This window comes from Vibrio sp. 1457, assembly GCF_033340195.1.
Taxonomy (GTDB): domain Bacteria; phylum Pseudomonadota; class Gammaproteobacteria; order Enterobacterales; family Vibrionaceae; genus Vibrio; species Vibrio alginolyticus.
In genome coordinates this window covers 179,274-192,391 of record NZ_JAWOWA010000003.1, presented here as the reverse complement: position 1 = coordinate 192,391, position 13,118 = coordinate 179,274, and the positions used below count along the sequence as shown (strand labels likewise).

General features: G+C 45.8%; 11 protein-coding genes. All 11 read right to left on the bottom strand.

The genetic code is table 11. The annotated features are described in order from the left end of the window. Window positions 1-3: 3 nt before the first annotated feature. A complete protein-coding gene (locus tag R7Z41_RS04555) occupies window positions 4-753 on the bottom strand; it encodes a SprT family zinc-dependent metalloprotease (protein ID WP_318136320.1) in 750 nt (249 codons plus the stop codon). After that, window positions 750-4,013 carry an HsdR family type I site-specific deoxyribonuclease gene (locus R7Z41_RS04550; RefSeq protein WP_318136321.1) on the bottom strand — a complete coding sequence of 1,088 codons (3,264 nt, stop codon included), beginning with the start codon at window positions 4,011-4,013 and terminating at the stop codon, window positions 750-752. Before R7Z41_RS04550 ends, R7Z41_RS04555 begins: the two co-directional genes overlap by 4 nt. Then, window positions 4,010-5,248, bottom strand: a complete 1,239-nt coding sequence (locus R7Z41_RS04545; RefSeq protein WP_318136322.1) for a restriction endonuclease subunit S — start codon at window positions 5,246-5,248, stop codon at window positions 4,010-4,012. The genes R7Z41_RS04550 and R7Z41_RS04545 overlap by 4 nt, the downstream gene beginning before the upstream one ends. Then, on the bottom strand, window positions 5,245-6,087 hold the full coding sequence (gene dinD / locus R7Z41_RS04540) for a DNA damage-inducible protein D (protein ID WP_318136323.1): 843 nt from the start codon (window positions 6,085-6,087) through the stop codon (window positions 5,245-5,247). Before dinD ends, R7Z41_RS04545 begins: the two co-directional genes overlap by 4 nt. Window positions 6,088-6,196: 109 nt before the next feature. Continuing rightward, window positions 6,197-7,831 (bottom strand): type I restriction-modification system subunit M, encoded by a 1,635-nt coding sequence (locus tag R7Z41_RS04535; protein ID WP_318136324.1) that lies wholly within the window; start codon window positions 7,829-7,831, stop codon window positions 6,197-6,199. An 82-nt stretch (window positions 7,832-7,913) separates the two neighbouring features. Further along, entirely contained in the window at window positions 7,914-8,144 is a 231-nt protein-coding gene (locus R7Z41_RS04530; RefSeq protein WP_005085357.1) for a hypothetical protein, read from the bottom strand. Window positions 8,145-8,152: 8 nt separating this feature from the next. Further along, window positions 8,153-8,398 carry a DUF2188 domain-containing protein gene (locus R7Z41_RS04525; RefSeq protein WP_318136325.1) on the bottom strand — a complete coding sequence of 82 codons (246 nt, stop codon included), beginning with the start codon at window positions 8,396-8,398 and terminating at the stop codon, window positions 8,153-8,155. A 94-nt stretch (window positions 8,399-8,492) separates the two neighbouring features. Then, the gene (locus R7Z41_RS04520) at window positions 8,493-9,272 is read right to left on the bottom strand and encodes a restriction endonuclease subunit S (protein WP_318136326.1); all 780 of its coding nucleotides are present in this window, start codon (window positions 9,270-9,272) and stop codon (window positions 8,493-8,495) included. A gap of 264 nt (window positions 9,273-9,536) precedes the next feature. After that, window positions 9,537-10,238, bottom strand: a complete 702-nt coding sequence (locus R7Z41_RS04515; protein WP_318136327.1) for a hypothetical protein — start codon at window positions 10,236-10,238, stop codon at window positions 9,537-9,539. Between the two features lie 282 nt (window positions 10,239-10,520). Beyond that, on the bottom strand, window positions 10,521-10,679 hold the full coding sequence (locus R7Z41_RS04510) for a hypothetical protein (protein WP_318136328.1): 159 nt from the start codon (window positions 10,677-10,679) through the stop codon (window positions 10,521-10,523). A gap of 28 nt (window positions 10,680-10,707) precedes the next feature. After that, window positions 10,708-13,116, bottom strand: coding sequence for a TOTE conflict system archaeo-eukaryotic primase domain-containing protein (locus tag R7Z41_RS04505; protein ID WP_318136329.1), 2,409 nt, complete (start codon window positions 13,114-13,116; stop codon window positions 10,708-10,710). Between the last annotated feature and the right edge of the window lie 2 nt (window positions 13,117-13,118).

Sequence of the window (13,118 nt, the reverse complement as noted above, 5' to 3'; positions counted from 1 at the left end):
TGACTATATCAGTGCCATTTCCAGTTTATGTTTTCGCTTCACCCAATCTGGTAAAGATCGTTCGAGTAAGCGATAAAACTCTGGGCCGTGGTTGTGGTGCTCTAGGTGACACAGTTCATGAATGATCACGTACTCAATACACTCTTTCGGTGCCTTAATTAAGTCGCGGTTTAAGGTCAGCGTTCCGCTTTTTGATAGACTGCCCCAGCGTTTTTTGAGTTGCATGATTTTAATTTTTGGCTTGTTGTCATCTGAATGTTTGAACTTGTCCCAACAATCCGAAAACACCTTATTTAAATGAAAATCGGCTTTTTCTCGATACCAATCACTGACTAGCGACTCCACATGGTCTGGTTTACAATTGGCTGACGTTACACAAAAAAAGCCCGCTTTCAGCGCTACACCGTTGTCAGTGCCTACTTCAATTTTTAGCCGATACTTTTTGCCTAGATACAAATGGCTTTCACCACTGACGTATTTGCGAGAAGGGGTTCTTGGGTCAAACTGGTCAAAGTAGCGAATTTGACGCTTGATCCACCGAGCGCGCTTCTTCACCTTGGCTTCAATGGCCTCACGATCGGTGCCTTCAGGAGCTTTCACAAAAACTGATTTATCAGGGTGCACTGATATTTCCAGCGACTTGCGTTTAGAAAAAGCCAGCTGGAAGGGGATTTCTCCCCCTCCGTATACGACCGCTAGCCTTTCAGCACTTGCCGCTGGTGCCTCGGTTTGCTTGATGGTTGACGATATCAAGAATGCCTCCGGTGCTTCGCAACCTGCATCGTTTTCTCAATGATTTCGTCCATTTGCTCTAAGCTTAGCGTCACGCCGTACTGCTCTTTGACTTCGTCATAAAGAAAATCGTCAATATCATTCATCGCTGTTTTTTGAACGTCGGCATCGTCCCAAAAATCGACTTTCCAATGAGCATCAATGATTTTTTGTATCGCTAACGATGTTTGTGCCGCAATGGCATCAAGCTGAGCATCCTCTAACTCATTGAGGGTTGTCACTTGCTGAAACTGCGGCTTAATCAAGCCAAAGTAGGCACACGCTTCGTCGTTTTCACGAATGCAATCAGGCATATCATCATGCTGCTTCGTGGCCACTTTGTTACGAATATCAATCACTCGGTTGAGATATTCTAAGTCTGAGATGCGCTTGGCCTTAAAGTCATCAATAGCAGCTTGGATCAGCTTCGAAAACTTCTCATAAAACGCAGGGTCTTCGTCCATATTCTCCGAAATACTGCGCTTTGTAGCGTGAGCGATGGTGTCCGCTTTTGACGCGGTAGTTTTGGTTTGATAAACCCCTTGCTCTTCTTTCACGGCGGTAAACATTTTTTCATCAAAAATATTCACTGACTCGTTAAGCTGAGTCACCTCATTAGCCTGAATATGGGTATCCAGCAGCTTTTTAATTTTCGGCTCGTAGTCGCGATAATCAATCGCCTCGGCGTAACGCAACTTAACCGCTGCCTTTAAGTTCTGAAAACGTTTTAAATCGTTTTTATAGGTTTGTAGCTTCTTCTCATCAGAGTTCATGATGAACTGCTCAGACGATAAAGCGATGGCTAAAGATTTACTGTATGCCGATAAACATTCGTAAAACTCTTCACGCAACTCGTCATCGGCCAACAACACCTCATAGGCTTCTTCGTCTTTTGAGTTTTTAACGGCTTTAAACAAATCCCATAAGTCAGAGTAACGCTGTGGCAGCTTAAACACTTCTTCGTTGATAGAGGTGAGCGTGCCCGCTAGGTCATCTTCGTCAAACCCTTCAAAAGCTTCGTACATGGTTAGGGCTTTATCCAGCTCGCCCAACACGCTGGCATAGTCGATGATATAGCCAAACTCTTTGCCTTCGTACAGGCGGTTAACCCGTGCGATAGCCTGTAATAGCGTGTGCTCTCGCAGGGTTCGGCATAGATACAGCACGGTGTTGCGCGGAGCATCAAAACCGGTTAATAGCTTATCCACCACAATAAGTATTTCAGGGTCATCACCATGCTTAAACTGATTGATGATTTGCTTGGTGTACTCTTCTTCAGAGCCAAAGCGCTTCATCATTTTTTCCCAGAACTTACCTACCTCATCGGTTGGCCCTTCGTCCACTTCGTCATGGCCTTCACGGGTATCAGGGCCAGAAATCACCACTTCAGTGGAGACGATGCCAATATCCTGTAGAAACTCTTGGTACTTTAATGCGGCCTGTTTACCTGGGGCAACCAACTGAGCCTTAAAGCCGGTGCCTTGCCAGTTCGCACGAAAATGCTCGCTGACATCAAAGGCGCGCATGTAAATCACTTGATCAGCTTTGTTTAGCATTTCAGCGCGGGCGTATTTCTTTTTAAGGTCAGCCTTTTGCTCTTTGCTTAAATCGGCGGTGTGGCGCTCAAACCAGAGGTCGATAGCCGACTGATTCTGCTCCATCTCAATATGTCGGCCTTCGTACAGCAATGGCAATACTGCTTCGTCGGCAACCGCTTGTTTAATGGTATAGTGCGGCTCAATCAGGCCACCAAACTTGGCAAAGTTATTCTTTTCTTTTTTCAGTAGTGGCGTACCGGTAAAGCCAAGAAAACAGGCATTGGGCAACATTTGGCGCATTCGGGCCGCCAATGAGCCAAAGTTAGTGCGGTGACTTTCATCGACCAATACAAAAATATCGTGCGACTCATCCACAAACTTCTCGGCCACCCAGCCTTTATCAAATTTATGAATAAGCGTGGTGATCAGGCCCACTTTGTTTTTCAGGTGCTTAACTAAGTTTCGGCCAGACGTAGCACGCTCGCGGCTTAAACCACAGGCCGCAAAGGTATTACCCAGTTGTTTATCAAGATCATCCCGGTCGGTAACCAAAATGATTCTTGGATTGATAAGCTGCGGCTCTAGTGCCATAGCACGGGTGAGCATCACCATGGTGAGCGACTTACCCGAGCCTTGGGTATGCCAAATAACACCGCCTTGGCGGTTTTCTTTAGCGCCATTGCCTTTATTGGTCAGGCGTTTAATTCGGGCGATGGTCGCTTTAATCACAAAATATTGTTGATAGCGCGCCACTTTTTTAATGCCACCATCAAACAGGGTAAAGCGATACACCAGATCTAATAAACGCTCCGGGCGGCACAGGCTGTGAATGGCATTGTCTTGTTCGGTCACCAAGCGTTTACCTTCCGCCTCTAGCGCATCAAAAAATGGCCGTGCGGCGGCAAACTCACCACTGAATAACTGTGCTTTAGTGTCTTCGTCTAAAGTGGTATTTACGGCTTTATCGACATCAGCGGGTTTATCTTCCTGCTCCTTCCATACGCCCCAAAACTTCTTAGGTGTGCCAGCTGTGGCGTATTGGGCGGCGTTTTTATTCACTGCCAATACTTGCTGCACATAAGTAAACAGGCGCGGAATATAGTCATCACCCTGGTTACGAATGTTTTGTGATACGGCTTGCTCTACATCCACTTTTGGTGATTTACATTCAATCACGCTAAAGGGAATACCATTTACAAACAGGACGATATCGGGGCGCACGGTATCGGTGCTGCGTGCGCGCTCAACCGAGAACTCAGCGACTACATGAAAGCTGTTGTTCGACGGCGTTTTCCAGTCGATAAAGTTTAAAGTGAAACTTTTCGAGTCCCCCTCAATGGTTTGCTCCATGGCTGAGCCTAAGGTGATTAAATCGTAAATCGACTCATTGGTTTTTTGCAGGCCATCAAACTTAATATTTTTCAGTTTTTGGATCGCGGTTTGAATGTTCTCCTCGCTAAACAGATACTCGCCACCTTTATAATTAATGCGATTAATCTTTTTTAGCTGCTGGCGAAGTACCCCTTCCAAAATCACATTCGCACTGCGCCCACCCCGTTCAACCAAGGCCTGCTCTGGGGTGAGGTACTGGTAACCTAAATTGATCAACTGTTGCAGGGCAGGGATTTGCGACAAGTACTTTTCGTTAAACTCAAAGCCCGAAGGCTCCGAGTTTGCTGCGCAATTGACTGGAGGTGTGCTCATGCGACGTTCTCCTTTGTTCGATCCTGAAGTTCACCCTCAGCACCAACCTGCGCACTGGTCACTTGCCACTCACCTGTAAGCAGTTTTTGCATCAGACCGCGTTTCTGGCTGCGGTATTTTCCAAGGAGTCCTTTTAGTAAATCAATTTCCTGTCTTGCCGTGTCTAGTTGGGAGGCTATTTTTACTTGTTCATCCATATCAGGATAAGGGATTTTAACGGTCTCGAAATCAGTAGAACTAATTTGTTTGCCGTCACGAATACCAATAACCGCAACCGACAAGTACTTTTCAATAAAAATATATGACTTGAAAAAATGTCGGTAGAAGCCGGAATGTATTTCTTTCCTTGAGCTAAGTACTGTATAAGCTGGGCTAACAATTCCACGGTAATCAGAATATTCGAGACCACCTTGGAATGAACGTAGACTAATTACAAAATTCCCCTTTTCCACTAACTTATAACCTGCTGTGCTGCCCGCAGGTGACATTACTCGGCCACTTAACATTGACCTTGGCACGACGCCTTGGTCTTGAGTTACCGATAAAAGTTCTTCGTCTGGATGCCCTTTAGAAGAAACTCCAGTAAAAAGTTCTCTTGCAAGATAATGATTCCAATCAGGACATTTTTTACTAATAAGGGATTGCGTTAACCACTCAAACTGCTTTTCCTTGACCGCAATTAACGCCTCCGTTTTTTCGATAGCGTTGTCCCAAAGAGCTAGCGCACTAGCGATCCTCTTCTGTTCACCTTTAGGCGGTATAAGGATTGGAACCTTATTGAGGTCCTTCTGGCCTATGTTTGCCCTTACCACACCTTGTGAACGCCGGATCATCTCTCTCCTAATACTGCTATTGTTGAAGCAGTAACCAGCAAATAAAGGATCTAGAAGCTCCTTTTTCTGTCTACCACGAATAACGAAACCGCCAAATGTTATTTTTGCTTCATCAAGATAAACGGATGAAAATGCAATTTCATCTGGTACTTCTGATGTACGGTTAAATAGAATGTCGCCGTATTCTACTGAGTACTCTGTTTTTTGTTTTTCAGTAATTTCCACCTTTCCAAGAATATTACACTTTTTCATGAAATTTCTTTTGAAGATGTCCATTACATTTACGAACTCAGTACCAGAGCCGTAGGCATTTTTATCTGCATTAACGCCATTTTTAAACTCCATAAAGGTGCCAAGAGTTGTTAATTCCCAACCTGAAGGCGTCGTTTGTAATTTACTCATTTATCACCCTCCAACTTCTTCTGCGCACGCGCTAACTGGGGAATGCCTTTTTCCGGTGTTGGCAAATCCTCAGGCATAGTGCCGCCCAGCTCTTCAATGGTGGCGCGCACTTTGGCACCCACTTCAAAATGGGTTTGATTGGCATGAGCTTTATTGCTGACCTGATCACGCTTTAGCTTTTCTTCCGTTTGCGTGGCACGGAACAGGTTAGCGGCAAGCTCGGTACTGCCCATATGGTCGAGGATTTTCTGGCTCTTTTTTAAGCCCTTGTGCTGGTGAATGGCTTTGTTGTCTAAGCCACCATACAAGCCTTTGTAGCCATGGTTTTGGAAAATGGCGTAGTCCAAACCAGACTCAACACCTGCATCTTTAGCAGCAGCGGCCAGTTGCTTGTTGTGGTCGGCCAATTCATTGCGCAGCATTAAGCGTTTTTGGTCTTCATTTAGTTGCTGAAAGCCAGTGTCATCCTGTAGCTCTTGGCGACGAGTCTGAATGGCAAAATAGGTCTGGCCATTGGCGATCACCGGCTTGCTGGCATCACCGTTTTGCACAATGAGGTAACAGGCGTAACGGGAAAGCTGATAATCACGGGTAGTTCGCTTAGCCCCCGAGCCAATATCGACCATTTTTCCCACCTGGGAAAAATGGTCTTCACTCGACTGGCCGGAGCCCTCACAAGCTGTGATCGCTTTTTTGATAACACGCTCAAACTTGTCCCAAGTACTGTAGTCAAGAACAGTCTGTAACTCTCTGGCATACCAAAACTCGGCACCTTCAGATTCATGCTTTAAGCTTTCAAAGCTGGTGTGTTCTGGTTGGGTAAGCTGCTTGTCACTCATAGCATACCTCCTACCATTTTCGTGACGTCACGCAATTGGTTTGTAGTGCCGTACTCACACTTAGACACCATTTTTTTGGCGTCAACAAAATGGTTGTTGTTCGTCATATTCATTCAGCCACCTCCGTTGTGTTGCTTTGCGCCTCGTTAGGCACGAGATCCTTTAACAGTGCCGCCATTTTGCCGCGAACCTCGGCAAGTTCGCTTTCAAGGGTGGTGATCTCAGCCTGTACCGCCACAATATCGACCTCAATTTCCTCTTCGAAGGTATCGACGTATCGCGGGATGTTCAGGTTAAAGTCGTTCTCTTTGATCTCGTCAAAAGTGGCTAAATGGGCGTATTTTTCTACCTCTTGACGGGCTGTTACCGCTGCAACAATTTTGTCTAAGTGCTCATCCAGCAGGACGTTTTGGTTTTTCCCTGCTTGGTAATGGTCTTTACCGCTGGCATCGACAAACAGTACGTCTTTGCGGTTTTCATTGGCGCCGCCTTTTTCACGTGAGCGGTCAAATATCAGAATTGCCACGGGAATGCCGGTACTTGGGAACAGGTTGCCGGGCAAGCCGATCACGGCATCTAATAGGTTTTCTTCAATCAGTTGTTGACGAATACGGCCTTCGGCTGCGCCTCTAAACAGCACACCATGAGGGACTACTACGGCAATGCGGCCTTCTTTTTCAACGGCAGCTTCAACCATATGGCTGATAAAGGCAAAGTCGGCCTTTGATTTAGGCGGTAGCCCGCGCCAGTAGCGGTTATATCTGTCGGATTCCACGTCTTCTGAACCCCATTTGTCGAGTGAAAACGGTGGGTTGGCAACCACGTTATCAAACTTCATCAGCCTGTCATTTTCGACCAGCGCTGGTGAGGTGAGGGTGTTACACCATTCGATACGAGCAGAGTCGGAGCCGTGCAAGAACATATTCATACGCGCAAGCGCCCAAGTGCTGCCGTTGACTTCCATGCCATAGAGTGAGTAATTGCGGTCGCCCACTTGGCGTGCGGCTTCAATCAATAGCCCGGCTGAACCACAGGCAGGGTCACAAATACGAGCCCCCGATTTTGGTGCAGACAGACGCGCAACCAGCTCAGATACTTTATGGGGAGTGTAGAATTCACCGGCTTTTTTACCTGCATCGGAGCCAAAGCGCTCAATAAGGTAGATGTAAGTGTTACCAATGACATCTTCAGACACGCGCGACGGGCTCATGTCGAGTGCGGGCTTGTTGAAGTCGTCCAGCAAGGTTTTTAGGCGGCGGTTGCGGTCTTTGGTTTTACCCAAATTGGCTTCGCTGTTGAAGTCGATGTTACGGAATACGCCTTCTAACTTGGCTTTGTTCGCGGTTTCAATATGCTCTAAAACAATGTTGATCAGCTCGCCAATGTTGGGTTCGTTTTTACGCTCTAACAATGAATAGTAGTTGGCCAAAAATGTGTCGGTAACAACGGTTTTCTTCTCTTTGGTTGCTTTGTCTTCTACTTCTTCTGTGAGTTCTACTATTGGCAGCACAAAACGCTCGCGCTCAAGTTTACGTCTGATACGGACATCGTCGTCACCGTACTGTTTTTTATATTCTGCGTAGTGGTCATTCCATACATCGGAGATGTATTTTACGAACAGCATTACTAGGATGTAATCTTTATATTGCGCAGGGTCTACCGCGCCTCGGAAAGTATCGCATGCAGCCCATGCTGCATTGTTGATGTCTTTTTGTTGAATCTTGTCGTTCATATCATTAGTCATATAAATTCCTCAAATTTGGTCAGTGTCATAAAGCGGGGCAGGCTGTCTACCTGTAGCGCCCCGCTAGCTGTAAGTTAAAAGGTTAAGAATCGAGTACGGCTGATTGAGTCCAGGTAATCGACCGCCCAAATGGAGGGTAAATCGATGTACTGTCCTTTATGGTGTACCGTGCAATGACTTCACCTTGCTCGTTTAGCTCTTCACATTCATAGGTATCAGTGTCTTGGCCTTTTCGTTGCGACCACTGACTACTTACGATGTTGAGGGTATGCGATTCAGGTACACCTATTTTCTTTTTGTATTCATCACTCATAAGGGCTCCTATCCTTTAATGCCTTTTGGGTCGTTACCGTGGCTATCTTTGCGTTGTATCTGGCCGTCTTTGCCATGAATAAACAGCTCAGTGCCTTCACGCTTGCTTTGTTCGCGCGCCGCAGCTTCGGCTTCTTTTTTGGTGCTGTGTACGCTTGAAGCGCGTTCTGCACCGCCTTTTTTGTTCGCCCATCCGTCAGAATGTGGTACGACATGTCGGGTATTGCCCTTGCTTGATGATGTATTCTTTGCCATAATTTCGGCTCCTGTTTTTTGAAATGAAACGTGGATTAAAGTTTTGCTAAAAGTGCTGTCACACTTTCGGCTCGTCTAAACCCAGTAACTGTCATTACTGGGTATTCATTGCTAAATTCATTAGTACTGCGTCAGTTAACACCTCCTTTTTCTTTGCTAATGCTTTCATTAGCTTCTGCTCGTTGGTGGATAATTGGTAAATCGCAATGATCTTTTTTTGCACATCGAGACTAGGGACTACTATCTCCAGCTCCTCAAGTGCAGGTTTGCCAATCATTCTTACTGCCGTGCCTGTTGCCTTACTTTGTAATACTGCTTGTGAAGTCGGTTGATTGATAAACCAGCATAAATACGCAGGCAAAACCGAATCACTTTCAACTCGAATTCGCAACAGTGGCGCAGCGATAACAGCATCGCTCAACTCTTGGTCAATCAACGCTGCCGTATTAGTTTGACCTCTAGAGCGAAATGCTAAGTCGTTATGTTTAACTCTGTGATGCTCCTTTAAGTCCTGCATAGCAATCTGCACTAGTTCTTGGGCATTTAGTCGGTTATCTTCAGTAAGATCCTTCATCTGGATAACAGAGATATTTCCATTAGCGTCTGGCTCAAGCTTTGACCTAAAAGAGTGTCCCATCTGTACAGAGGCAATTTTTTTCAAATTAACTTTCATTGTCACCTCAAATGCGTTGTAATGGCGTTTCTGCAGCTTGTGAATAAGCTTAAGCTGAGATTCATAAGCTGTCAACCATTTAAATTGCAAAAACGCCGTTACTGTAGATTTATTTTTTTGAGTGGCGTTTGGAAATGCTTGAATTGACCGGATACCTGGCTGTATTGAGAGGGAAGAGTGGTTATTGTCTGGTGCCGACATTTATGTCGGTACCAGGTATCTTTCTGATAAAAAAGAGTTAATTATTAAGAGTCATATAACCAAGCTGGTAGAGCTGTACAAAACGCAACCATCTGGAAATTCCGAATAGTTCAAAGTGAAGCCTGAGTAAAAACCTAACAGAGAACGCTCTAGCCAAAAACATCGAGCTATTTGGCGCTTTTGATATTAAAATCGCACCAACAACACCCCTCCCGCTACCCGTCAGATCAGCGCCCTGTGAGGGGTTACTCTTTTTTCAGGCTTCTAATTTTTGGTACCGTAATGAGTTACGGCACCAAAATTCGCTTTCAACCACACATCATTCTCCGGCCTACAAAGGTGGTGCAGCAACGCTAGGTTAATTTGGTGGCTGATCACGTTGCCGTTTCGTTTTTGGCTTTCTTTTTTCAAACCTCTCAGTAATAACCCTGTGCATGATTTTCCTATTTGCTCCGGCGAACTGGGCAGGCAAAAGGCGCGATTTTGCTGTTTGGGGTGCAAGGTAGCGCGCTTTCCTGTTTTAGATAAAGGCGTTATGCACCAAAAGATACAGGCGTTGGCAGGTGTGTTTGCTTGCAATGTGTTGGTTTGACTTGTGCCATTCCTGTCTGTCGGTAATAAATGTGCCGGTAACAAATGAGCTGGCAACAAAACTAGCCCGCCTTGCGCGTGGCCATCAATCTCAGGTAAAGGCAACCAATACAGGTTTGGCCGTTGCTCGGGGCTTTGCCACTTTTCTACGATCACTTGTGCACCAATGCTGTTTAGCCATTGATGAATCGGGCAGCCTGGGTGCGCTTGTTTAACCCGCGGTAACTGATAGGCCAGCCATCGGGTTAAACGTTCGGCGGCATTATCACATTGGCTCAATGCTGGGTAGAGGGTAAACGCGCCATGCCCAACGAGTAAATCGACCACCTGCTTTATCCATTCTCCATCCCAATCGTTACCACTTGCCCATAACACGTCACTTATCACCTTATTGGTTTTTCATGCCGTCTATTTTCAGTGGTCGGGTGCAGACTCGGTGGTGAATTAGATGAAAGAAATGGCCATCAAACTAACCAGTCAAATCAGTTTTTTCTGATGACCTGTGCGCTGCTAAATGTTTGATATACATAGTCCAATACGGCGCTGTTTGGCGTCATTCAACTAGTGCAAAAAAATCGAGACGCCAAACGATCGTTTGCATTCTGGGTTTAAAAAATCAAACGGTTTGCACTTTGGGTTCGAGGTTGGTTTAGGGTGTTAAAAATGCCAAACCTTGCTTTGAGCCAGTACTGGCAAGGCCTGCCAGCGTTGGATTTCAATCGAGAAGCCAAACAGTAAATGGGCAAATTTCCCTGTTTGGCGTTTCGATCCAAAAGCCAAACGGATAGTGGTTTTGGCGTATGGGTATAAAGGCATGGGGAAGTGTTTAATGAAGTGCTGCTGTTTATTTTGGCTTGGTATTTGGTGAAGGGATGTTTTCTAACTTCAATGAAGGTTGCTTGTTACTGTTGTCATCAATGTACTCAAGGGCATACCCCATTGCCTTGTAGCTTTTCTCGCGTTTTTTAAACATGCGTTGCAGCATAGGGAGGGCGCAGTCTACATAGTCGTGAATGGTCACTTGTGTTTTTCCTTCCGATTCACGATGAATACGACCGGCATATTGGGCCAATGTGCCTTTCCATGCGATTGGCATGGCCAAAAACAACGTATCCAATCTTGGTAGGTCAAATCCTTCGCCTACATATTTTCCTGTTGCGACGACAACTTGAGCCGATTGCAGATGATTGTCAGCGTTCTTGCGTTCGGTAGCTTTCATGGCGCCTTTAAGTACGACAGTGCTTATACCCATCTCGGTAAGTCGTGAGTGTATGTACTCTGCGTGCTCTCTACGCTCTGTAAGGACTAACGGGTGTCCACCATTTTGAACACACTGAGAGGCGTCTGAGACAATTTTTGAAGTACGCTGTTGGTTATCGACGAGCCAGCGGTAGGCATCGCTTATTTTGGGGCGCTCATCTGTTTTTATTAGCTCTGCTGCTGGTACATCGTAGAGCTGATGAATCATCACGGTTTGAGTAAATTGCTCATCAGGGCTTTGTTTCACTTTGTAGCGAATTGGCCCTGCTGTCATAAAAATGATCTTTTGATGACCATCTTGTCGTTCTGGTGTTGCTGTTAGGCCCAATACATATTTTGCTCTTACCTCGTTGAGTACCATTTCAAACCTAGGCGCAGATAGATGGTGGCATTCGTCAACAATAATGTGGCCGTAGTCTTGGATGAGAGGGGAGATAGAGTTGTCTTTTTTATCGACCAAGCTTTGGTAGGTGGCTATGTCGATAGTGCCACTCGGCTTTCTTTTCCCCCCGCCTATACTGCCAATGTTTATTTCGGGTAGGAACGTGCGTAATCGCTCTTGCCATTGTTCGAGCAGTTGCCGGCTATGAACCAGTATTAGGGTATTTACTTTGCGTTTTACGATCATACCAATGGCAGTAACCGTTTTTCCAAATGCGGTCGGCGCATGCAAAATACCGAAGTCATGTTTAGATATTGCGGCCACTGCGTCTCGCTGGTTCTTTCGCAAAGTGAACTCGGGTGTAAGTTTTAATAATGGTTTGCCGGTTTCACGCTTATCGTCAAATAGTGGCGAAATATTGTGCTCTTGTAGCAAAGCAATCGCGTCATAAAGACAGCCTCGCGGTAGTGCTAGATAACCGTTTTCAATACGAGCACAGGAAATAAACCTTGGAATGCCATGGGTTGAAAAGCGCAACGCTTGTGTTTTAAAAAACACAGGATTAGAAAAACTCGCTAATCGCTTTAGTCCTGCCAGTAGTGGCCCAGGTAACTCGCTCATCAAAAAGTAGATATGGTTGGCCAAGGTAATGGTCACGTTTTTCGGCAAAGACTCTAATTTTATTGGTGCGGCTTTGGCCGTGATTTCCCAAGGAGGGCGGTTGTCTGTTAGCCCTTGTTCGGACAGCAATAGGGTATTGGGTGAAATGGTTGTTATGAGTTGATCAATACTCGACTGAGTGAGCGTTTTAAGCCCAGCAAGGTACTGCCATTGATCATCGATGGCATTCAGATCACTGTCAACAAAGCAACTACGGCCTGAAAGGCGAGCCTCCTTTTGAAGTGGTAGCGCAATGAGATTGCCAAACCCGCCTTCAGGAAGTACATCTTGGTTAGGAAAGAGCCTGTCATAGGAGTCAAACGAAAGATTTGGAAATATTTCCATGGCTTTATCAAGCAAAGCGAAACCCAGTGCCCGAGCCTGGTTAGCGGGGATATTGGTTTCAAAAAATATCCATAAGTGCGCCCCGTTGCCAGAGCGCGAGATTTCTATCGCGTGGGGAATATTAAACGCTTGGCACGCTTTGGACATTGCTTTGACTTCTTCTTGCCAACAGCCTTTGTCAAAATCGGCTGCCAACAAATAGCACGTATTATCTTTCAGTAAGGGATACAGCCCCACCACTTGATGACCGGTAAGGTGCCTGTAAATAATGCGCTCGTTTAGTTCGCTAAACTTTCGGTGTGAACAGTCTTGGCATTTAATGCGGGGTTTGTTGCAAACCCCGTTTACCCATTCATTATCACAGGCTACGGAGTAGCCACTTCGGCCCTGTTGGTTTTGCCAACGATTGGCAAAGATATCCTCTCGTCCACGAAATCGTTGTCTGAACAGGGTGACCTTTTGTGCTGGCGTGAATGTCTGTACTGAACGCTCGTTTTGAGCGCTACGCAAAGCCTCTCTTAATGCGAGAAGCTGCTGCTTTTCGTTTTCAAGCTCAGCTAGCCTGTTATCAATAGCAGAAATGTTTGGGTAGCGAGCGTCATTCATAA

Bases quoted from the DNA above. Each gene is read 5' to 3' on its own strand.
- R7Z41_RS04530 (WP_005085357.1), bottom strand. From the start codon at position 8,144: ATGAGTGATGAATACAAAAAGAAAATAGGTGTACCTGAATCGCATACC.
- R7Z41_RS04550 (WP_318136321.1), bottom strand. From the start codon at position 4,013: ATGAGCACACCTCCAGTCAATTGCGCAGCAAACTCGGAGCCTTCGGGC.
- dinD (WP_318136323.1), bottom strand. From the start codon at position 6,087: ATGAGTGACAAGCAGCTTACCCAACCAGAACACACCAGCTTTGAAAGC.
- R7Z41_RS04505 (WP_318136329.1), bottom strand. From the start codon at position 13,116: ATGAATGACGCTCGCTACCCAAACATTTCTGCTATTGATAACAGGCTA.
- R7Z41_RS04510 (WP_318136328.1), bottom strand. From the start codon at position 10,679: ATGCCTTTATACCCATACGCCAAAACCACTATCCGTTTGGCTTTTGGA.
- R7Z41_RS04525 (WP_318136325.1), bottom strand. From the start codon at position 8,398: ATGGCAAAGAATACATCATCAAGCAAGGGCAATACCCGACATGTCGTA.
- R7Z41_RS04535 (WP_318136324.1), bottom strand. From the start codon at position 7,831: ATGACTAATGATATGAACGACAAGATTCAACAAAAAGACATCAACAAT.
- R7Z41_RS04520 (WP_318136326.1), bottom strand. From the start codon at position 9,272: ATGTCGGCACCAGACAATAACCACTCTTCCCTCTCAATACAGCCAGGT.
- R7Z41_RS04545 (WP_318136322.1), bottom strand. From the start codon at position 5,248: ATGAGTAAATTACAAACGACGCCTTCAGGTTGGGAATTAACAACTCTT.